Source organism: Massilia sp. MS-15 (assembly GCF_020176695.1).
GTDB classification, from domain to species: domain Bacteria; phylum Pseudomonadota; class Gammaproteobacteria; order Burkholderiales; family Burkholderiaceae_D; genus Telluria; species Telluria hydrophila.
The window spans coordinates 93,785-114,131 of the sequence record NZ_JAIWIA010000005.1 but is presented as its reverse complement, the minus strand read 5'-3'; the positions used below and the strand labels follow the sequence as shown (position 1 = coordinate 114,131).

Genomic DNA, 20,347 nt, shown 5'->3' with positions numbered 1-20,347 from the left:
GTTGGCCATGGGGCGCTGCCGCAAGCCGCACAGTATAGTCCGGCCCCTCCGGCATTAAATTCCAAACAATTCCCCCCACCAAATGATTTGCGCAATAAAATTGCCGTGTTCGCGAATCCACCGAGGAAAACATGTCAAGAATCGAGCTCGACAAGACCGACCGCAAGATCCTGGCGGTGCTGCAGACCGATGGCCGGCTGTCGAACCAGGACGTGGCCGAGCGGGTCAACCTCTCGCCCTCGCCTTGCCTGCGGCGCATCAAGCGCCTGGAAGAAGCCGGCGTGATCCGCCAGTACGTGGCGCTGGTGGACCCGGACAAGATCGGGCTGGGGCTGCTGGCCTACGTGAACGTGCGCCTGGAAAAGCACAGCGAAGTGGCGGGTGGCGCGCGCGGTGCGCCCAGCCTGCCGGCGACCTCGCCGCGCAACGATTTCGCGGTGTCGGTGGGTACCTGGCCGGAAGTGGTGGCCTGCTATGCGATGACGGGCGAGATGGATTTCCTGCTGCGCGTGCACGTGGAAGACATGGACCACTTCTCGCGCTTCATGATGGGCACGCTGCTCAAGCACCCCGCGGTGCTGGACGTGAAGTCGAGTTTTGCGCTACAGCGGATCAAGGAAACCACGGCGCTGCCGGTCGCCGGCTGAGCGCCTCTGTGGGGTGGGCGGCTCCACCCGTGAGCGCGAGCCGCCGCGACCTCGACGCCGCCCACGCGTCCAGCAAGCAGGCGAGGAGCCGGTCCCCGGCAGCAACAGCGCCAGCAGCAGCCCCGCCTGAACGCGTGGGCGGCTTCAAGCAGCGCGGCGGCCCGTCGTGCCGGGTACAGCCGCCCACCCTACTTCTTGGGCGACAACCACTTCACGGCAGCGCGCGCATTCGCCTTGACGTTGTAGTCGATCATCGCCCACTGCTCTTCCAGCGCCTCGGCCATCACGCTCGCCGGGCTGGGCGGCGGCAGCTGCAGGTAGGCGTCCGCCTCGCCATGTTCGCGCTTGATTTCCATGCCTGCCTTGCGCGCGATGTGCATCATGGTCTGGTTCGAGGTCAGGCATTGCATGTACAGGGTGTCCACGTCCGCGTTGCGGCAATGGATGGCCGCCCGCTGGAACAGGCGCGAGCCGACGCCCTGCCCGCGCGCCGACTTCGACACCGACACCCCGAATTCCGCCACCCGCGTCTTCTGGGTCGGCTTGCCGCCATCGGCCTTGGCGAAGGCCAGGTGCCCCACGCCCACCAGCTGGAACACGCGGTTCACCACGCCGAACACGATGTCGTGGCTGAAGTCGATCTTGCCGACATACTTCGTGATCGCCTCGTCGGAAATGATGCTGCCGAAGCGCAGCAGGCGGTCGCTGTCGTCCAGCGCCAGGAAATGACGCAGGATGCGGCGGCGATCGCGTTCGCCCAGTTCCTTCACGAGTACGGTCGGCCGGCCGGGCTTGCCCTTGCCGCCGAGGCCCTTCAGCCAACGGGCCAGGCGATTGTCCAGCATGCGGATTCCTTTTGTGCGGTGCAACATAGGCGCTATTCTAGCCGATTCCGTTCGTGGCCGCCGCCCTCCGGGACTGCGGGCAGCGCGGGCCACTGGGCCTGCGGGCTGATGACGAAGACGCCCTTGCCCGACTGCTTGGCCTCGTACATGGCCTTGTCCGCTTCGGCCAGCAGGGCCGCCGAGCCGCGCGCCGCGGCCTCATGCCCGCGTGCGCTCGAAATGCCGATACTGGCGGAAATCGCCACCGGATTGCCATCCGCCTCGGTTACCGACCTGATCTGGTCCAGGGCCAGCTGGGCCACCCGCAGCGCGCCTTCGCGCGAGGCGACTTCTTCCAGCATGATGACGAACTCGTCGCCGCCGAGGCGCGCCAGCGCATCCTCGGCGCGCAGCTTTTCCTGCACCCGGCGCGCGACCATCTGCAGCACCAGGTCGCCGGTGGCGTGGCCATAGGTGTCGTTCACCGCCTTGAAGCCGTCCAGGTCGATGAACATGATGACCACCACCGAGTCGCGCCGGTTGGCGCGCGCCAGCGCCCGTTCCAGCAGGCGGGTCAGCTGGCGGTAGTTGATCAGGCCGGTCAGGCTGTCGTGCTGGGCCAGGCGCTCGAGCTGCTTCGACTGCGTCTCCAGCTCGGCGGTGCGTTCGGCCACACGCTGCTCGAGGGTTTCGTTGGCCGCCTGCAGGCGCTGGTTGACCTCGCCGATGATGCGGTAGCTGCGCCGCAGCCGCATGCCGGCATAGGCCAGCAGCATCAACAGCACGGCCGAGTAGGCGAACAGGTAGCCGCGATAGCGTTCGCGCACGGCCAGCGCGGCGTCGAACGAGCGCGTGAACTCGCGCCCCAGTCGGTCCAGGGCCGTGTCGAGGGCGGCGCTGGCGATCTGCGCCTCGAGCCGGTTGCCCAGCGGCCGCTTTTCCAGGATCACGCGCGCGGCCTTGATGATCGCATCCATCTTCTCGACCACGGCTGGCGAGAACGCGATCTCCTGCGCCGCGATGTCGCCCAGGGTCTCGTCGATGCGCGCCGCCAGTGCCGGGCTCGGCGCCACGTTATAGCGCAGGATTTCGCTCAACAGGGCATTCAGCGAGGCATCCAGCCGCACCACCAGGCGCGCCGGCGCCAGCGCACCTTCGATGCCACCCAGTTCGGTCTTGAGGTCGGCCACGGCCGGCGGCAGGTAAGTCAGGGCGTCGCGCAGCGGCGGATTGTGGCGCGCGAACTGTGTCGCCAGCACTTCCTTGCGCTGCAGGGCTTCGCGCAGCTGCGTGTAGGCGGCGCCTACCGGGACGCTGCCTGTTTCGGGGACCGTCTCGCCCAGCCGCGCCACCAGCTCGCGCATGCGCGGCAGCTGGGTGGTGAGCTGGGGGGTGGCGGGCGCCCGACCGATGTGGGCGCGCAGGATGTTGGCATCCCACTCGGCGTCGAGCTTTTCGAGTTCGCGCAGGCTCAGCATGACGTCGTTGCGGACTTCGGGATCGGCCGCTTCCGAGCGGATATACAGGAAAGCGAGCAGCAGGGCGAGGACCAGCACGGCCAGGCCGGCAAGCTGCAGGCGGCGCCGCGGGGTCGAGCTCGCTACGCGCTGCGCCAGCACGGCAACCATCTTCTCCTCCGTTTACATCGGTTTCACATTCTTGACCTGGAGAAGGATAGCAAAACCCGGCTTTTTCAGTCGCGCACGTCCTGTAGCGCTGCCTCGACCGCCGCCACGCGGGCCGCGTGCACCGCTGCGGGGATGCGCTCGCGCCGGTCCGCGCAGCGTGCGGCGATCTCGCCGGCGTTGACGGCGCGCGCCGCGTCCAGCGCCCGCAGTAGCCTGGGCTGCTGCTCAAGGTTCTGCAGCCCGGGCTGCTGCCCGAGGTCCGGCACCCGCGCCGCCTCTCCTGCGTGGCTGTCCCCGGCGCAGGCGCAGGCGCAGGCCTGCAGCATCCGGACGAAGCGTTCCGGCTTGCGGAAGGCATCGCAGCGCTCGAACAGGCCGACGATGCCGTCCGGCGGCAGCGCCAGGGCATTCCTCACCCCGTCGCGCTCGCGGGCGCTCATCTGGGCCAGGTCGCGGCATTCGTTGGGCACCTTCAGGCGCTGGCAGACGGCCATCACCAGCTGGACGCCGGCCGCGGGGTCCCGGTCGAGGTCCTGCAGCAGGGCGGCAAACCGCACCTCGAGCGGCAGCCCCAGTGCCGCCCCATGGTCGAGCACGCGCATGGCGGGCGGGGCGCTGGCCGTGTCCTGTTGCGGCGGCTGCCGCTCCCACAGCGCATCGAGTTCGGGCAGGATGCGCGCCAGCGCGCCGCAGTCGCGCAGCACCGCGAACATGCGCGAGGGCCGCTCCTCCATCAGCCCGCGCGCCAGTTCCTGCCAGACCCGCTCCGGCACCAGGGCGTCGGCCTCCCCCGCCGCGACCATCGCGCGCATCAGGGCCAGGGTCGATGCGTGCACCCGGAACTCCGGGAAACGCGCGGCAAAGCGCGCCAGGCGCAGGATGCGCACCGGGTCTTCGGCAAAGGCCCCCGAGACGTGGCGGAAGACGCGCCCGCGCAGGTCGGCCTGGCCGCCGTAGGGGTCGACGATGCTGCCATCCTCGGCGCGCGCCATGGCGTTGATGGTGAGGTCGCGCCGCACCAGGTCTTCTTCCAGCGTGACCTCGGGCGAGGTATGGAACACGAAGCCATGGTAGCCCGGCGCGGTCTTGCGCTCGGTGCGCGCCAGCGCGTATTCCTCATGCGTGTCGGGATGCAGGAAGACCGGGAAATCCTTGCCCACCGGGCGGTAGCCCAGCGCCAGCATGTCCTGCGGGGTGGCGCCGACCACCACGTGGTCGCGGTCGGTCACGGGACGCCCGAGCAGGCCATCGCGTACGGCGCCACCGACCACGTAGCTGCGCATGCGGCCGGCCACCATCACTCCCGCGGCAGGTCGATGTCGTGCTGCGGGGTCGGATCGATCTCGCGCATCGCCTCGTCGACCCAGCGCGCCACCGCCGGGTGGGCCAGCACACGATCGCAATAGGCCTGCAGCGCCGGCGCCAGCGCCACCCCGTAGGTCTTGAAGCGGCACACCACCGGCGCATAGAAGGCGTCGGCGATGGAAAAATCGCCGAACAGGAAGCCGTGGTGGCCGAAGCGTGCCAGGCAGTCTTCCCAGATCTCGCAGATCCGGCCGATGTCGGCCTGGGCGCCCGGCGTGCGTCCACGGCCCGGCAGGCGCGCCTGGATGTTCATCGACATCGCGCTGCGCAGCTCGGCGAAGCCCGAGTGCATCTCGGCCACGATCGAGCGCGCCAGCGCGCGCGCGGCCACGTCCTGCGGCCACATGTGCTTGTCCGGGAACTGCTCGGCCAGGTACTCGACGATCGCCAGGCTGTCCCAGATCGTCATCTCGCCCGCCAGCAGCACCGGCACCCGGCCGGCATGCGAATAGCGCGCGATGTTGGCGGCGGTCTCCGGCTGGTCGAGCAGCACGCGCACCTCGGTGAACGGGATCCCGAACGCCACCGCCGCCACCCATGGGCGCATCGACCAGGACGACACGTTCTTGTTGCCGATGACGAGGGTCAGTCCAGGCTGGCGCGCCTGCTCGAGGGTGGAAGACAGGGTCGGGTCGAGTTCGATGGTCTGCATGGTGTCCTGGTTGTGCGTCATGGTAGGGGGGCGCGGCATCGTCCGGCACGCCCGATGTGAGCTTGATTCCCCCCGCCGCCGCTGTCAAGGCTTGCGTTCGCGCGCGCGGGGCCCTCAAGGCAGGAAGGCGGCGCGGGCGCGCGGCTGCACCGGACGCAGGCGGGTCCGGATCGACTGCGGCTTGTTCTCGAACACGGCGGCGTAGTTGGTGGCATTGGCCAGCACGTTACGCACGTAATTGCGGGTCTCGGAGAACGGAATGCTCTCGACAAAGACCGCACCCTCCATCGGCGCGTCGAGCCTGGCGCGCCAGGCGCGCGCACGCGAAGGCCCGGCATTGTAGGCCGCCGTGGCCAGGATCTCGTCGCCGTCAAAGTTTTCCAGCACCATGTTCATGTAGTTGGCGCCGAGCGTGATGTTGGTCCGCAGGTCGTTCAGCATGCCGTGCACGAAGTTGTCCATGCCGATCTTGGCCGCCACCCACTTGCCGGTGGCAGGCATCACCTGCATCAGGCCGGACGCACCGACGCCGGAACGTGCATCGGTGATGAAGCGCGACTCCTGGCGGATCAGGCCGTATACCCAGGCCTTGTCCAGGCCCAGGCTTTGCGCGGCTGGCTGCAGCACCTCCAGGTGCGGCGCCGGAAAGCGCTGTGCATAGTCGAACTCGGTGCGTGTGCGCAGCGAGGTCTCGACGGTACGGTCGAGCAGTTCGTTACGGCGCGCGAGTTCTCCGGCAGCCAGCAGCTGGCGGTCGGTCATGCCGTGCAGGCCCCAGCTCCATTCGCGGTTGCCTTCGGCGCGCAGGCGCAAGGCGTAGAACCTCAGCGCCCGTTGCAGGCTCGGGTTGGCGCCAACCGCCGCCACCTCCGCCGCTGTGACGGGCGGCACCGGGGCCGGCGCCACCACCTGCCGGCCGAGCTCATCGAGCGCGAGCTGGCCGTAGAAGTGGTGCGGGCTGGCGATCCGCTCGAACACGGCATTCGCTTCCTGCGTGCGGCCCTCATGCCTGTCGGCGCGCGCCAGCCAGTAGGTCCAGGCGCTCTCCGCGCGCAAGGCCGGCGGCATCGCCTCGATACTGGCGCGCACCAGTTTCCAGTTGCCATGGCGCAGGGCGATCCGGGTTTGCCACTGCAGCTGTTCATTGGTCAGCGGCACGCCATGCGCGCGCTGCCAATAGGTGGCGGCCTCCGGCGCCAGCGCGATCGAGGCGGCGTGCGCGATGCTGGCCCAGCCGATGGCGCGCTCCTCGGGGCTCAGCTTCGGACTGTTCTTCTGCAGGCCCACGGTCGCCAGCTTCAGGCTGGTGCGCGCCATGCGTCCGACCGCCACCAGGTAGATGGCGCGCTCGGCGCGGGTGTTGCCGATGCCGCGCGCCATCGCGACCGCCGGCACGTCGACGGCCTGGGCGGCCCGGGTGTCGGAGGCACCGAGCAGCAGCGCGATGCGGCGCGCCGGACCGGTGGCATCGGCTTCGCCGGCCAGGCGCAGCTGCCACAGCAGGTCGGCTTCGCTGAACTGGCCGGACTGCGACAGCTGCGCGACCAGCGCCGCGCAGGCTTCGCCGTAGGCGGGCGGATTGCCGAGCAGGGCCCGGGCTTCCTGCCCCACCTGTTCGCCGCGGCTGGCGCGCGCCAGCAGGGCATAGCAGCGTATCTGCAGGTTGTCGCCGCGCGCCAGCTGCCCCGCTTCGCGCTCGAAACCGGCCCAGTCGCGGCGCCGGCCCAGCTCGAGCAGCCATTCGCTGCGCAGCTGTTCGGCCACGACGGTGCCTTCGTGGCGGCGCAGGACCTCGCGCACCTCATCGGGCGCGGCGTCGCGCAGCCGGGGTTTCAGACGATAATAGTCGACATAGGACGCCAGCGGATAGTTCCCCGGCAGGCGTGAGGCGAGCGCATTGACGCGCGCCGCATCGTTCTGGCGCGCCGCTTCGCGCAGCAGCAGGAAGTTGTCATCGTCGGCGCGCGCATCCGTCGTGGGGGCGCCCGGCATGATCGGTACGGACGGCGCGCCGGCGGGGACGGGTGCTACGCCCTGGGCGGCTGGGAGGGGTTCTGCATGGACTGCGCCAAGCGGCAGCGTCCAACTGGCGATAACGAAGGCAAGGGCGGCCGGCATGACGCCGGTTGTCAATTTCGATTGAAACATCCACAACTCTCACTGTACGCTGCATTCATACCATGACCGGCGAATCAAGAATACCATGTGCCCCCGGGCTCCCGCCAGGCACGGGCGCAAGCCTCCTGACCGATAAACCACAGTTGCGCCGGACCCTGAAAGACCGGCGCCGCGCCATCGATCCCGCCACCAGGCGCGTCTGGGACGACCGGATTGGCGCCAGGGTGCTGGCCTGGTGGCATGCCGATCCCGGCGCGGTGCTGGGGGTGTACTGGCCGCTTGCGGGCGAGCCGGACTTGCGTCCAGCCTACGCGGAATTGGCCGAGGCGGGCGTACGGCTGGCCTTGCCGGTGGTACTGGCACGCGACGCGGCGCTCGGTTTTGCCGAATGGGTGCCGGGTGAGCCGACCGTGGCCGACAGCCTGGGGGTGGCAGTGCCGGCCGAGCGACGGCTGGTGGCGCGCCCGGATGCGCTCTTGGTACCCTGCCTGGGCTTCGATGCGCGCGGCTACCGCCTGGGCTATGGCGGGGGGTTTTATGACAGGACCCTGGCCGCGCCACCGCGGCCGCGCACGCTGGGCGTCGCGTATACGTGCCAGCAGGCGCAGTTCGCCATCGGGGAGCATGACATTCCGCTCGATCGGATCGTCACGGAGCTGTAGGGTGGGCGGCTCCATCGTGGTGAGTGGATAGCCGCGCCCTGGGCGCCGCCCACGCGTCCACATCACGGTGATGCTGCCTGTGCGGCTCTCCGGGCAGTGCCTGGACGCGTGGGCGGCCTTGCTTGTGCGACCGACCATCCGGCACAGGTAGAGCCGCCCACCCTACGGGACGCGGCGGATCGGACACCGGCGCCAGATCGCCGCCGCGCCGTCGCTTATTTCACCAGCCGCTGCCAGATCGCCGTGGTCGCCACGGCCTGGTTCATGCTGTAGAAATGCAGCCCCGGCGCACCGCCGGCCAGCAGGCGCTCGCACAGGCTGGTGACCACGTCCAGGCCGAAGGCCTTGATCGAGGCCGAATCGTCGCCGAAGCTGGCCAGCCGGTTGCGCACCCAGCGCGGGATCTCGGCGCCGCACATGTCCGAGAAGCGCATCAGCTGGGTGTAGTTGGTAATCGGCATGATGCCCGGCACGATCGGCACGTCCACCCCCAGCCTGCGGGCACTGTCGACGAAGTCGAAGTAGGCGTCGGCATTGTAGAAATACTGGGTGATCGCGGCGTTCGCGCCGGCCTGGACCTTGCGCGCGAAGGCTTGCAGGTCGTCCTGGGGCGAGCGGGCCTGCGGGTGCATTTCCGGATAGGCCGCCACTTCGATGTGGAACCAGTCGCCGGTTTCCTGGCGGATGAATTCGACCAGCTCGCTGGCGTAGCGGAATTCGCCGCCGCCGCCATAGCCGCTCGGCAGGTCGCCGCGCAGCGCCACCAGGCGCCGGATGCCATGGTCCTGGAACTGCTGCAGGATGGCGCGCAGCGACGCGCGGTTGCCGCCCACGCAGGACAGGTGGGGTGCGGCCTGGTGGCCTTCGGCCTTGATCTCGAGCACGGTCTGCAGCGTGCCCTGCTGGGTGGTGCCGCCGGCGCCGAAGGTCACCGAAAAATAGGTCGGGCGAAGTTCAGCCAGTTTCTGGCGTACGGCGCGCAGCTTCTGCGCACCCTCTTCCGTTTTGGGCGGAAAGAACTCGATACTGAAATTAGGAGTTTCCATCTTTGTCTTTGAGAAGCAAGGCAGAGAGCGCCCACGAAATGATGCTGTACAGGATGGCGGCGATGAAGGCCGAACCGAATCCGCCGACGTTGAAGCCATCGACCCAGCGCGACACCATCCAGAACAGGAAGGCGTTGATGACCAGGATGAACAGGCCCAGCGACAGCACGGTGACCGGCAGGGTCAGGATCACCAGCACCGGGCGGATCAGGGTATTGACCAGCCCGAGCACGAGCGCGGCGATCAGCGCGCTCGTGAAATTGGACACGGAAACGGACGACATCAGAAATGGCAGGGCCATCAGGGCGGCGGCATTGATCAGCCAGGTAATGAGGAGGCGCATCGCATCGGCTTTCGTGGTACGCGGGCGTTCCGGCATGCGGCCGAAATGCCCGGCTGTTGAAAAAACGGGCGCCGGTTTGAACGCAGCGCCCGCATGGTCAGGAATCGATCAGTAGCGGTAGTGGTCCGGCTTGTACGGACCTTCCTTGCTCACCGAGATGTAGGCGGCCTGCTCGTCGGTCAGCGTGGTCAGCTGGGCGTTGAGCTTTTTCAGTTGCAGGCGGGCGACCTTCTCGTCCAGGTGCTTCGGCAGCGTGTACACGCCGACCGGGTACTTGTCGGTGTTGGCGAACAGCTCGATCTGGGCAATGGTCTGGTTCGCGAACGAGGAGCTCATCACGTAGGACGGGTGACCGGTGCCGCAGCCCAGGTTCACCAGGCGGCCTTCGGCCAGCAGGATGATGCGCTTGCCATCCGGGAAGATCACGTGGTCGACCTGCGGCTTGATGTTTTCCCACTCATATTTTTTCAGCGCGGCGACTTCGATCTCGTTGTCGAAGTGGCCGATGTTGCAGACGATGGCCTGGTCTTTCATCTTCTGCATGTGCGCTTCGGTGATGACGTGGTAGTTGCCGGTGCAGGTGACAAAGATGTCGCCGAACTCGGCAGCGTAGTCCATGGTCACGACGCGGTAGCCTTCCATCGCGGCCTGCAGGGCGCAGATCGGGTCGATCTCGGTGACCCACACTTGCGCCGACAGCGCGCGCATGGCCTGGGCGGAACCTTTACCCACGTCGCCATAGCCGGCGATCACGGCGATCTTGCCGGCGATCATGACGTCGGTGGCGCGCTTGATGCCATCCACCAGCGATTCGCGGCAGCCGTACAGGTTGTCGAACTTCGACTTGGTGACGGAATCGTTGACGTTGATCGCCGGGAAGGCCAGCTTGCCTTCCTGGTGCATCTGGTACAGGCGGTGCACGCCGGTGGTGGTCTCTTCGGTCACGCCCAGGATGCACGGCAGGCGCTTCGAGTACCACTGCGGGTCACGCGCCAGGCGGCCCTTGATGGCGTTGAACAGGCAGATTTCTTCTTCCGAACCCGGCTTGTCCAGCACCGAGATGTCCTGTTCCGCGCGCACGCCCAGGTGCAGCAGCAGGGTCGCGTCGCCGCCGTCGTCCAGGATCATGTTGGCGTGGTTGTCCGCCGGCCACTCGAAGATGCGGTGGGTGTATTCCCAGTACTCGTCCAGGGTTTCGCCCTTGATGGCGAACACCGGGGTGCCGACCGCGGCGATGGCGGCGGCGGCATGGTCCTGGGTCGAGTAGATGTTGCACGACGCCCAGCGCACTTGCGCGCCGAGGGCTTCCAGGGTGCGGATCAGGACCGCGGTCTGGATCGTCATGTGCAGCGAACCGGCGATGCGCGCGCCCTTCAGGGGCTGGGCGCTGGCGTATTCCTCGCGGATCGCCATCAGGCCCGGCATTTCGGTTTCCGCGATGCGGATTTCCTTCTCGCCCCACGAGGCCAGGCCGATGTCGGCAACGAGGTAATCCTGGGTGGTGTCTTTCAGTACGGCGTTCATCACGCCCTCCTTTCAATGGTTGAAAAAAGTAACGTGAGCGCGGTGTTGATATCCGAGCCTGGCGAAGATGGGCATCTTCGTCGCAACGCTCCTCGGAATAGGCGAGTTTACCATGAGTGGCGGCGCAGCGGCCGCCACTGTGGTGATCCCGCCGCGCCCGGTAATCGACCGGCCGAAGCCGGCCCGGACCGGGACCGGGTTCGGGCTCAGGCCAGGCCGGCCTCGGCGCGCAGCAGGGCCGCCTTGTCGGTGCGCTCCCAGGTGAACTCGGGCTCTTCGCGGCCGAAATGGCCATAGGCGGCGGTCTTGCAGTAGATCGGGCGCAGCAGGTCGAGCATCTGGACGATGCCTTTCGGGCGCAGGTCGAAGTGCTCCATCACCAGCTGGGCGATCTTTTCATCCGGGATGACGCCGGTGCCTTCGGTGTAGACGGTGATGTTGATCGGCTTGGCCACGCCGATCGCGTAGCTGACCTGCACCTGGCACTGGCGCGCCAGGCCGGCGGCCACGATGTTCTTGGCCACGTAGCGCGCGGCATAGGCGGCCGAGCGGTCGACCTTGGACGGGTCCTTGCCGGAGAAGGCGCCGCCGCCGTGCGGGGCCGCGCCACCGTAGGTGTCGACGATGATCTTGCGGCCGGTCAGGCCGCAGTCGCCCTGCGGACCGCCGATGACGAAGCGGCCGGTCGGGTTGACCAGGTAGCGGGTGCCTTCCAGCCACTCGCGCGGCAGGGTCGGCTTGATGATCTCTTCGATCACCGCTTCCTCGATCTGCGAGTGGCTCACGTCCGGGTGGTGCTGGGTGGAGAGCACCACGGTGTCCACGGCGACCGGGCGGCCGTCGACGTAGCGCAGGGTGACCTGCGACTTGGCGTCCGGACGCAGCCACGGCAGGCGGCCATCCTTGCGCAGCTGCGACTGGCGCTCGACCAGGCGGTGCGAATAATAGATAGCGGCCGGCATCAGTTCCGGGGTCTCGTCGCAGGCATAGCCGAACATCAGGCCCTGGTCCCCCGCGCCCTGGTCGAGGTCGAGTCCGGCGCCTTCGTCCACGCCCTGGGCGATGTCGGGCGACTGCTTGTCGTAGGCGACCAGCACGGCGCAGCCCTTGTAGTCGATACCGTAGTCGGTGTTGTCGTAGCCGATGCGCTTGATGGTGTTGCGCGCCACCGTGATGTAGTCGACGTTGGCGTGGGTGGTGATTTCACCCGCCAGCACCACCAGGCCGGTGTTGCACAGGGTTTCGGCGGCGACGCGCGCGCGCGGATCCTGTTCCAGGATGGCGTCGAGGATGGCGTCGGAAATCTGGTCGGCGACCTTGTCGGGATGGCCTTCCGAGACGGATTCGGAGGTGAAGAGGTAGTCGTTGGACATGTGGGCTCCAGTTACTGCTGCGGTTGTACGGTGTTGGATGAGATGCCGCAGCAACGGGTGCCTGCGACGCTTTAGCGACATTTATATTCCGCTTCGCAAGTTGTCTATTAACTCGGCGGATCCTGCATAAAGTGGTATTTTACGCTTCCTTCGGGAATTTTGCTCTACCTTGCCCACCTCGTTCAAGCCTGATCAATCGCATGTTAGTTCTTTTATTCCGTGCACTATCGGTATTTCCATTGCCGTTTTTGCATGCTCTCGGCGCGGGCCTCGGCTGGCTCGTCTATTTATCGTCCGGTTCCTACCGCCGCCGCCTGCGCGCCAACCTGGCCCAGGCCGGCTATGAAAGCCAGCTGAACGCGGCCGTCGCCGAAGCCGGCAAGGCCATCATCGAACTCGCCTTCGTCTGGTGCGCGGACCCGCAGCGGGTGGCGCGCCACGCCAGCGTCGAGAACTGGGAGCTGGTGCAGCAGCGCCTCGACGCCGGCCGCGGCATCGTGTTCCTGACCCCGCACCTGGGCTGCTTCGAAATGACGGCCCAGCAGATCGCGCTGCACACGGCGCTCACCGTGATGTACCGTCCGCCGCGCAAGAGCGCCCTGAAACCCCTGGTCGAAGGCGCGCGCGCGCGCCATAACCTGCACCTGGCCCCGGCCACCCTGGCCGGCGTGCGCATCCTGGCCAAGACCCTCAAGGCGGGCCAGCCGATCGGCCTGCTGCCCGACCAGGTGCCGCAGGAAGGCGAAGGCGTGTGGGCGCCCTGGTTCGGCCGCAGCGCCTATACCATGACCCTGCCTGCCAAGCTGGCCCAGCTGGGCAAGGCCGACATCCTGCTGGTGTACGCCGAGCGCCTGCCGCGCGGCCGCGGCTACACCGTGCGCTTCGTGCCCTTCGAGGGCAGCCTGGACGGCAGCGCCGCCGAGCAGGCGGCATCGATCAACCGCGCCATGGAGCAGCTGATCGCGCGCTGCCCGGCCCAGTACTTCTGGAGCTACAACCGCTACAAGCAGCCGGAAGGCGTGGCCGGCCCGGAAAGCGGAGCCGCGGCATGAGGCTCCTGCTCGGTTTACTGTGGCTGCTGCACTTCCTGCCGCTGCCCATCCTGGGGCGCCTCGGCGAAGCGGTCGGCAGCCTGATGTTCCTGATCATGGGCAAGCGCCGCCGCATCACGCTGACCAATTTGCGCCTGTGCATGCCCGAAAAGTCGGACAGCGAGCGCCATGCGATCGCGAAGCAGCACTTCCGCGCCTATGCGCGCAGCATCTTCGAGCGCGCGATCCTGTGGTGGGCGCCGGAAGAGCGCGTGCGCAGCTACATCCATGTCGAGCCAGGCGTGCCGCAGGCCGAGATGGAAAGCGGCCCCACCATCCTGCTGTGCCCGCACTTCGTGTGCCTGGACGTGGCCGGCGTGGCGGCGCGCGTGATCCCCGTGTGCAGCATGTACGTGCCGCAAAAGAACGAAGCCTTCGACAAATTGCTGCGCCACGGCCGCGAACGCTATGGCCCGGTGCGCCTGGTGACGCGCAAGGAAGGCATCAAGCCGATCCTGCGCGCACTGCGCGACGGCCTGCCCTACTTCATGCTGCCAGACATGGACTTTGGCGAAAAGGATGCCGAGTTCGTGCCCTTCTTCGGCATCCCGGCCGCGACCCTCACCGCGCTGGGCCGCATCGCCGCCACCACCGGCGCCAAGGTGATCCCGGTGGTCGCCACCTACCTGCCGGACTACCGGGGCTGGCGTGTGCGTTTCTACCCGGCGTGGGAGAATTACCCGGGCGACGACATGGTCGAGGCGACGCGCCGCATGAACGCCTTCATCGAGGAGCGCGTGCGCGAGGCGCCGGCCGAATACTTCTGGACCCATAAACGCTTCAAGACCCGGCCGCCGGGCGAGCCCTCGTTCTACGATTGATGAAGCAGGACCGAAACATGAAACTGAAATTCACCAAGATGCACGGTGCGGGCAACGACTTCATCGTCATCGACGCCATCCACCAGGAAGTGGACCTGAGCGCGGAGCAGTGGCGCCGCCTGGCCGACCGCCGCTTCGGCATCGGCGCCGACCAGATCCTGGTGGTGGAGCGCCCGCGATCGGCCGGCGTCGACTTCCGCTACCGCATCTTCAACAGCGACGGCGGTGAAGTCGAACAGTGCGGCAATGGCGCGCGCGCCTTCGCCCGCTTCGTCAGCGACAAGGGTTTGTCGGGCGAGCGCAGCATCCGCGTCGAGACCATGAAAGGCGTCATCGCCCCGCGTCTCGAGGACGATGGCAGCGTCACCGTGGACATGGGCGCGCCGCGCCTCGACCCGGCCGAGGTGCCCTTCGACAGTGCCGGCCTGGCCGCCCGGGCCGAGGGTGCGGACACCACCTGGCCGCTGCCGCTGGGTGGCAAGACCGTGTTCCTGTCGGTGGTCTCGATGGGCAATCCGCACGCGGTGCAGGTGGTCGAGGATGTGGACAGCGCCCCGGTGGCAACGCTGGGTCCCGCGATCGAGACCCACCCGCGCTTCCCGAACAAGGTCAACGCCGGCTTCATGCAGGTGGTCGACCGCCATCACATCAGGCTGCGCGTCTTCGAGCGCGGCGCCGGCGAAACCCTGGCCTGCGGCACCGGCGCCTGCGCGGCCGTTGTGGCCGGCATCCGGCGCGGCTTGCTCGACTCGCCGGTACGGGTCGCGGCCCGGGGAGGCGAACTCAGCATTGCTTGGGACGGCCCCGGCCAGCCGGTCTACCTGAGCGGTCCGGCCGTGACCGTGTTCGAAGGCGCCATCGAGATTTGACGCGGCGCGCTAGGCTGGCGCCGCCAGGCGGCGCGCGGCCTGGACCGGCGGCGTGTCGCCCAGCGGCAGCAGCCCGGCGCTGCGCGCCAGCGCGCCGACCAGCCATCCCTCCCCGGGCCGCAGGCCTTGACCGCGTAGCTCCGGCAGCGAGCGCACCGGCTCCGGCACGATCTCCACCGCGGCGCGCAGCAGCAGCGACTGCAGCCGCCGCAGCGGCGCGGGTGCGATCGGCGCCGCGCCCATGGTGTGCAGGAAGGCGGCCAGCGTCTCCGAGCCGCGCAGGCCGGGCGCGGTCGCGGCCAGCAGCGCTTCCCATTCGCGCCAGCTGGCGGGCGAACCGCTGGCGCCATACAGCAGGGCGGCCGGCCGGCCTTCGGCAAAGGCGGCATCCTTCTCGGCCGCCGACAGCGCCCGCACATAGCGGTGATAGGCCTCGGTGAAACCGAAGGTGGCGGTCGCATGCACCCAGTCGAGCAGGCGCGGATCGCTTGCATGGTAGCGCCCGCCGTCCGGGGTGCTGCCCTCGACCCGGCCGTGCATGCGCACCACGCGCGCGATCAGCGCCTCGGCTGCCGTGCGCGGGCCGTACACCGTCATCATGGCGGCGAAGCCGGTGCGGCGCAGGCGCATCACCGGGTCGCGCCGGAAGCTGCTGTGGTCCCACACCCCGGCCCGTACCGAGGGCTCGGCCAGCTCGAGCAGCACCGCGGCCACCCCGCCGATGAACAGCGCCACCGGATTGGCGAACACCTGCCAGGCCACGCCATCGCGCGGCGCCAGCGCCGGCTCGCCCGCCGGCTGGCTGAAGTCGAAGGCCATGCCCGGCGGCGGCGCCATCAGTTCCCGTATCCTGTCCAGCATCGGCATGCTCCTTCTCTCGGCGGGTTCGCGCTTGCGCCAGCCAGCAGACAATAAGCAGGATGCGCCTGCCGCGGCGCCACCGAGGCACGCTACCAGGGCAAGGGAATCGCGTCCCCATGTTCGTCGACCACCGGGACCGGCGACAGCGCCAGGATGCCGTACAGGGTCAGCGGCGCGCTGCCGGTGTTGAGGATCTGGTGCAGCTCGTTCGGCTGGCACAGCAGCACCGTGCCGGCGCCGCACGGCGTGTCCTGGCCGTCGTGGCGCATGATGCCTGTACCGCCCGTAAATATGATAACTTCCTCGCAATCATGGCGATGCAGGGGCGTGACCGCGCCCGGCGACAGCGACTGCTGCCATACCTCGAAGGAGCCGATCTGGCCGGCGCGCGAGGCGAGGGTCTGGTGCGTGATGCCCGGCAGTTCGACGGCCGGGATGGTGTGCAGGTGGCGTACTTGCATGGCGGACTCCGTATTGACAGGGAATGGAGCGGATTATCGCCGTCCGCACGGATCGGGAACACTACACGGCATGTCCAAACCGGATGGACACAAAGTCAAAGGTGGCGACGGGGCGCCGGAACTGGTCAAGCAGCGCTGCTTCGTCCAGGTGGTGCGCACCGGCGGCATCAGCAGCGCCGCGCGCCTGCTCGGGCTGACGCCTTCGGCGGTGAGCAAGAACATCGCGCGCCTGGAAGCGGAACTCGGCACCAGCCTGCTGGCGCGCGACAACCGCCACCTGGCGCCGACGGTGCGCGGCCAGCAGGCTTTCGAGGCCTGGAGCGAACTGATCGCGCGGCTCGACCAGGTCCAGCAGGAACTGGCGGCGCCGGACGGCCTGGCCGGGCAGCTTGCGCTGTCGATTCCCAGCGGCTGCCTGGCCTGGCTCGCGCCCCTGCTCGCCCGCTACCGCGCCGCCTGGCCGCGCGTCCAGCTGTGCCTGAACGTGACCGACGGCCGCAGCGACCTGGTGCGCGACCGCAACGACCTTGCCCTGCGCTTCGGCCAGCTCAAGGACAGCAGGCTGCGCGCGCTCAGGCTCACCGAGTCGCCGCTGGTCGTGTGCGCTGCGCCCGCCTACCTGGCGCAGGCTGGCACGCCGGCCACGCCGGCCGAGCTGGCGCGGCACCAGGGCGTGTTGTTCCGCCGGCCCGACGTCGGCCGCGCGCGCCCGGTGGAACTGCTGCCGGAATCCGCTTCGTGGCAGGCCCAGGCGATCGTCAACGACGGCCAGGCCCTGGTGCAGGCGGCGCTCGCCGGCTTCGGCCTGATCCAGGTGCCGCTGCTGCTGGCGCAGGCCGAGATCGATGCCGGGCGGCTGGTCGAGGTCCTGCCCGGCTACCGGCCGGCGCCGCTTGAAGTGAACCTGGTATTTTCCGGCGCACCCTGGCTGCCGGCACAGACGCGCGCCTTCGTGGACATGGCGCGCGACATGTTCCGCACCTAACCGGGGCCGACCCCGCCTGCGACCGGCGCGGCGTGAGCGCGGCGATCAGGCCATCCGGCCACCAGTCCGGTCTCTCGCGGCGCCACCTGCGCTTCGCCTGCCCTGGCCGCTTTGCCCACCATGCCGCGCAGCCGCTACAGCCGCTGGCGGTAGTTTCCTTCTGGCCCGGATGGGCTGCAGTCGCCCGGTCTTCGTTGATGTAGCGCAAACCCGCATTCGCGGCGGATTCTTATGCAGGAGAAATGTGACATGGCCATCATCCGCGTTTCAAAAATACAACAGCACGATTGGATTTATTGGCTTTGGACCAATCTCGACAGTCATAATTGACAAAACCGACAATCTTGACGAGTCAAGTATTGAAGGTTGGTGACCTGGATGCGCTGTCTATGCCCACGATGCCTGCCGGGCCACCGAGATTCACTTAAGAAAAGGAACACGAACAATGAAACAATCCCTCATGGTCGTCGCACTGCTTGGCGCAATCGCTGCCGGCAGCGTCCATGCACAAACCGCGGTGCAGATCTATGGCACCGTCGACGCCGGCCTCATCAAGCGCAGCGGCCAGAGCCTGAACATCGGCAAGCGCGCCTCGAATACCCTCGGCTTCAAGGGAACCGAAGAACTGGGCAATGGCCTCAAGGCACTGTTCCAACTCGAAATGCGTTACGAGCCGGATACCGGCACCAATGAAATCGGCGCCAATGGCACCCAGCGTCCGCTGTTCCAGGGCCAGAGCCGGGTCGGCCTGCAGGGCGACTTCGGCATGGTGCGCATCGGCCGCGGCCTGACCCCGTACCACGAAACCGTGGGTGCGTTCGAGCCCTTCCACGCTTCGCCGAGCCCAGCCGGTTTCTGGACCGACCTCGCGGTCGCCGGCTACACCTCCCAGCCGCTCGACGTGGCAGGCTATTCGAATAACCGCTTCGCGAACGCCGCCTGGTACAACTCGCCGCTGACCAACGGCTTCCAGGTGAATGCCGCCTTCGCCACCAAGGAAAACGGCGGCGGCCCGGCCGTGATCGGCCGCGGCACCGCGACCGCGCCGCAGTATCCGGTGGGCGCCGAGGCATCGGTCAATCCGTTCTCGATCACCGGCACCTACAACAATGGTCCGGCCGCGTTCATGGCCGGCTACGAGCGCAACGCCATCGAATCGAAGGTCTGGTCGATCGGCGCATCCTTTGCCGCCACCCCGGAACTGAAGCTGATGGGCCTGTACTCGAAGCAGGACCAGGAACACAACCGCTTCGCGAACGCCAACACCAATGCATGGGTGCTGGGCGCGAACTACACCATGGGCCCAGGCAAGTTCCTCGCCGGCTACGGCCAGAAAGACACGGACGGCCTGCAGAAGGTCAAGCAATTCTCGCTCGGCTACGAGTACAGTCTGTCGAAGCGTACCTACCTGTACGTCGACGCTTCGCGCAAGAAAGGCCTGAGCACGCTCCCGTCGAGCGTCAACCACTACGACGTGGGCGTCAACCACTCGTTCTGACCGGTATTCCGGCCAAGCGTGGGACAACGGGCCCACGCTCCTGACAGGGGCGGACATGGTCACCATGCCCGCCCCTGTTGTTTCCAGCACGTTTTTGTAGTTTTTAAGCAACGTTAGCACTGCCTTCCGCCCGCCGTGCATCGGGAATCTGTACAGTGCACAGCCGCAATGGCATATTGGCAAGGCTAGTAAGAAAACGCTCGTTCGTAAATAAATGGAGATGCAATGAAGAAAAGTATCCTGGCCGCGCTGCTCGGCACCTGTTTCGCAACCTCGGCCTTCGCGCAGACCAGCGTGCAAATCTACGGCATCGCCGACGCCGGCGTGATGTGGCAGAAAGGTGGCCCGACCAAGATCTTCAGCGGCGGCGCCGACGGTTCGCGCATCGGTTTCAAGGGCACTGAAGACCTCGGCAACGGCTACAAGGCCATCTTCAATCTCGAGGCACGCGTCGAGCTCGACACCGGTACCCAGCAGCCGACCCTGATGAACGACAATCCGGGTGTTTACCTGCTCAAGGGCATGGATGCGATTCCGGCCACGATCCGCTCGCGCCTGCAATCCCTGATCCAGCCGCCGGGCGGCCCGGCCGTCAACCAGGAACGCGCCCTGTTCGACCGTACCGCCATGGTCGGCGTGATCACCCCGGTCGGCGCCATCCTGCTGGGCCGCATGTACACCCCTGGCTATGAAGTCTTCAACAAGGCCGACACCTTCGAATCCGGCACTGCCGGTACCTGGGGCCACGTGACCGGCGGCACCGCCGGTTTCACCGCACTGGGCGCGGACATCCGCTCGCAGGAAGCCATCCAGTACCGCATCGCCCTGCCGAACGGCGTCGGCGGTTCGCTGATGTACGGTCCGAAGGGTTCGGGCTACCTGGGCCGCTACAACAAGTTCCGCGCCGGCGCCCTGACCTATAGCGCGAACGGCTTCGACGTCGGCATCGGCTACAACCACGGCTACGACCAGCAGAACCGTCCGAGCCTGCGCACCACCACCGTGGGCGGTTCCTACGCCATCAACGACAGCTGGAAACTGTTCGCCGGCTTCCACAGCCAGCGCAACCAGAACTCGGCGCTGCTGGCAGACTATATCAACGGCTGGGATGCCGGCGTGACCCCGGCGCTGGTGCAGCAAGGCCTGCCTGCCGCCACCCAGGCTTTCCTGCGTAACGTGTTCGTGACCAATATCACCAACAACACCAAGCAGGACGCCAACAGCTGGCAGGTGGGCGGCCACTACAAGGTGGGCAACGGCCGCATCATGGCGTCCTACGCACACCAGAACGACCGCCTGGTCTCGAACAGCGACGCCGACCTGTACGCCATCGGCTACAACCACTTCCTGTCCAAGCGTACCGACCTGTACACCGTGGCAGCCATCATCAGGAACTCGAACGACGCCCAGTACTCGCCGGGCACCTCGGGCAATCCGGGCGGCTTCACCAAGCGTCCGGGCGAAGACGGCCGCGCCCTGCAGATCGGCGTGCGTCACCGCTTCTAAGCGTTCGCCCTCCAGAGAAGACGCCCTGCGGGGCGTCTTTTTTTATGTCCTTCGCGCTTGGCCCGTCGGTTAA

General features: G+C 67.5%; 19 protein-coding genes and 1 riboswitch. Of the genes, 8 read left to right on the top strand and 11 right to left on the bottom strand.

Annotation, left to right across the window (positions count from 1 at the left end):
- The first annotated feature begins 131 nt into the window (after positions 1 to 131).
- On the top strand, positions 132 to 647 hold the full coding sequence (locus LCI23_RS03385; protein WP_224944069.1) for an Lrp/AsnC family transcriptional regulator: 516 nt from the start codon (positions 132 to 134) through the stop codon (positions 645 to 647).
- Positions 648 to 835: 188 nt separating this feature from the next.
- Here LCI23_RS03385 and LCI23_RS03380 read toward each other — a convergent pair whose 3' ends face one another.
- The 5 genes from LCI23_RS03380 to LCI23_RS03360 all read right to left on the bottom strand — a co-directional run bounded on the left by LCI23_RS03380 (position 836) and on the right by LCI23_RS03360 (position 7,108).
- On the bottom strand, positions 836 to 1,492 hold the full coding sequence (locus tag LCI23_RS03380; RefSeq protein WP_224944056.1) for a GNAT family N-acetyltransferase: 657 nt from the start codon (positions 1,490 to 1,492) through the stop codon (positions 836 to 838).
- Positions 1,493 to 1,524: 32 nt separating this feature from the next.
- Entirely contained in the window at positions 1,525 to 3,099 is a 1,575-nt protein-coding gene (locus tag LCI23_RS03375; RefSeq protein ID WP_224944053.1) for a DAHL domain-containing protein, read from the bottom strand.
- A 65-nt stretch (positions 3,100 to 3,164) separates the two neighbouring features.
- Entirely contained in the window at positions 3,165 to 4,382 is a 1,218-nt protein-coding gene (locus LCI23_RS03370) for a multifunctional CCA addition/repair protein (protein ID WP_224944288.1), read from the bottom strand.
- 14 nt (positions 4,383 to 4,396) lie between these two features.
- A complete protein-coding gene (locus LCI23_RS03365) occupies positions 4,397 to 5,116 on the bottom strand; it encodes a glutathione S-transferase family protein (protein ID WP_224944286.1) in 720 nt (239 codons plus the stop codon).
- Between the two features lie 114 nt (positions 5,117 to 5,230).
- Entirely contained in the window at positions 5,231 to 7,108 is a 1,878-nt protein-coding gene (locus LCI23_RS03360) for a lytic transglycosylase domain-containing protein (protein ID WP_224944052.1), read from the bottom strand.
- Positions 7,109 to 7,296: 188 nt separating this feature from the next.
- On the opposite strand from LCI23_RS03360, the gene LCI23_RS03355 reads away from it, so the two are divergent.
- Positions 7,297 to 7,896, top strand: coding sequence for a 5-formyltetrahydrofolate cyclo-ligase (locus LCI23_RS03355; RefSeq protein WP_224944051.1), 600 nt, complete (start codon positions 7,297 to 7,299; stop codon positions 7,894 to 7,896).
- Between the two features lie 215 nt (positions 7,897 to 8,111).
- Here the strand turns inward: LCI23_RS03355 and metF are convergent, their stop codons facing one another.
- From metF to metK, 4 genes are all read right to left on the bottom strand, one after another.
- Entirely contained in the window at positions 8,112 to 8,942 is an 831-nt protein-coding gene (metF, locus tag LCI23_RS03350) for a methylenetetrahydrofolate reductase [NAD(P)H] (protein WP_224944050.1), read from the bottom strand.
- On the bottom strand, positions 8,929 to 9,285 hold the full coding sequence (locus tag LCI23_RS03345; RefSeq protein ID WP_224944049.1) for a phage holin family protein: 357 nt from the start codon (positions 9,283 to 9,285) through the stop codon (positions 8,929 to 8,931). The genes metF and LCI23_RS03345 overlap by 14 nt, the downstream gene beginning before the upstream one ends.
- Before the next feature lie 108 nt (positions 9,286 to 9,393).
- The gene (gene ahcY, locus LCI23_RS03340) at positions 9,394 to 10,809 is read right to left on the bottom strand and encodes an adenosylhomocysteinase (protein WP_224944048.1); all 1,416 of its coding nucleotides are present in this window, start codon (positions 10,807 to 10,809) and stop codon (positions 9,394 to 9,396) included.
- A 28-nt stretch (positions 10,810 to 10,837) separates the two neighbouring features.
- A riboswitch (S-adenosyl-L-homocysteine riboswitch) is annotated at positions 10,838 to 10,909 on the bottom strand.
- Between the two features lie 106 nt (positions 10,910 to 11,015).
- Positions 11,016 to 12,182 carry a methionine adenosyltransferase gene (metK, locus tag LCI23_RS03335; protein WP_224944047.1) on the bottom strand — a complete coding sequence of 389 codons (1,167 nt, stop codon included), beginning with the start codon at positions 12,180 to 12,182 and terminating at the stop codon, positions 11,016 to 11,018.
- A 200-nt stretch (positions 12,183 to 12,382) separates the two neighbouring features.
- Here metK and LCI23_RS03330 point away from each other — a divergent pair, with 200 nt between their 5' ends.
- The 3 genes from LCI23_RS03330 to dapF are packed head-to-tail and all read left to right on the top strand — an operon-like array spanning position 12,383 to position 14,963.
- Complete coding sequence (locus LCI23_RS03330; protein ID WP_224944030.1) at positions 12,383 to 13,234, top strand: lysophospholipid acyltransferase family protein; 852 nt, start codon at positions 12,383 to 12,385, stop codon at positions 13,232 to 13,234.
- Positions 13,231 to 14,094 (top strand): lipid A biosynthesis acyltransferase, encoded by an 864-nt coding sequence (locus LCI23_RS03325; protein WP_224944027.1) that lies wholly within the window; start codon positions 13,231 to 13,233, stop codon positions 14,092 to 14,094. Before LCI23_RS03330 ends, LCI23_RS03325 begins: the two co-directional genes overlap by 4 nt.
- Before the next feature lie 17 nt (positions 14,095 to 14,111).
- A complete protein-coding gene (dapF, locus tag LCI23_RS03320) occupies positions 14,112 to 14,963 on the top strand; it encodes a diaminopimelate epimerase (RefSeq protein ID WP_224944024.1) in 852 nt (283 codons plus the stop codon).
- Between the two features lie 9 nt (positions 14,964 to 14,972).
- Here dapF and LCI23_RS03315 read toward each other — a convergent pair whose 3' ends face one another.
- Positions 14,973 to 15,824: an oxygenase MpaB family protein gene (locus tag LCI23_RS03315; RefSeq protein WP_224944023.1), complete on the bottom strand. Its 852-nt coding sequence runs from the start codon at positions 15,822 to 15,824 to the stop codon at positions 14,973 to 14,975.
- Positions 15,825 to 15,913: 89 nt separating this feature from the next.
- Positions 15,914 to 16,285, bottom strand: a complete 372-nt coding sequence (locus LCI23_RS03310) for a cupin domain-containing protein (protein WP_224944016.1) — start codon at positions 16,283 to 16,285, stop codon at positions 15,914 to 15,916.
- A gap of 70 nt (positions 16,286 to 16,355) precedes the next feature.
- Here LCI23_RS03310 and LCI23_RS03305 point away from each other — a divergent pair, with 70 nt between their 5' ends.
- The 3 genes from LCI23_RS03305 (at position 16,356) to LCI23_RS03295 (ending at position 20,274) form a co-directional block, all read left to right on the top strand.
- Positions 16,356 to 17,270: a LysR family transcriptional regulator gene (locus LCI23_RS03305; protein WP_224943994.1), complete on the top strand. Its 915-nt coding sequence runs from the start codon at positions 16,356 to 16,358 to the stop codon at positions 17,268 to 17,270.
- Between the two features lie 445 nt (positions 17,271 to 17,715).
- Positions 17,716 to 18,768: a porin gene (locus tag LCI23_RS03300; protein WP_224943991.1), complete on the top strand. Its 1,053-nt coding sequence runs from the start codon at positions 17,716 to 17,718 to the stop codon at positions 18,766 to 18,768.
- Positions 18,769 to 18,993: 225 nt separating this feature from the next.
- Complete coding sequence (locus LCI23_RS03295; RefSeq protein WP_224943988.1) at positions 18,994 to 20,274, top strand: porin; 1,281 nt, start codon at positions 18,994 to 18,996, stop codon at positions 20,272 to 20,274.
- Positions 20,275 to 20,347: the final 73 nt, after the last annotated feature.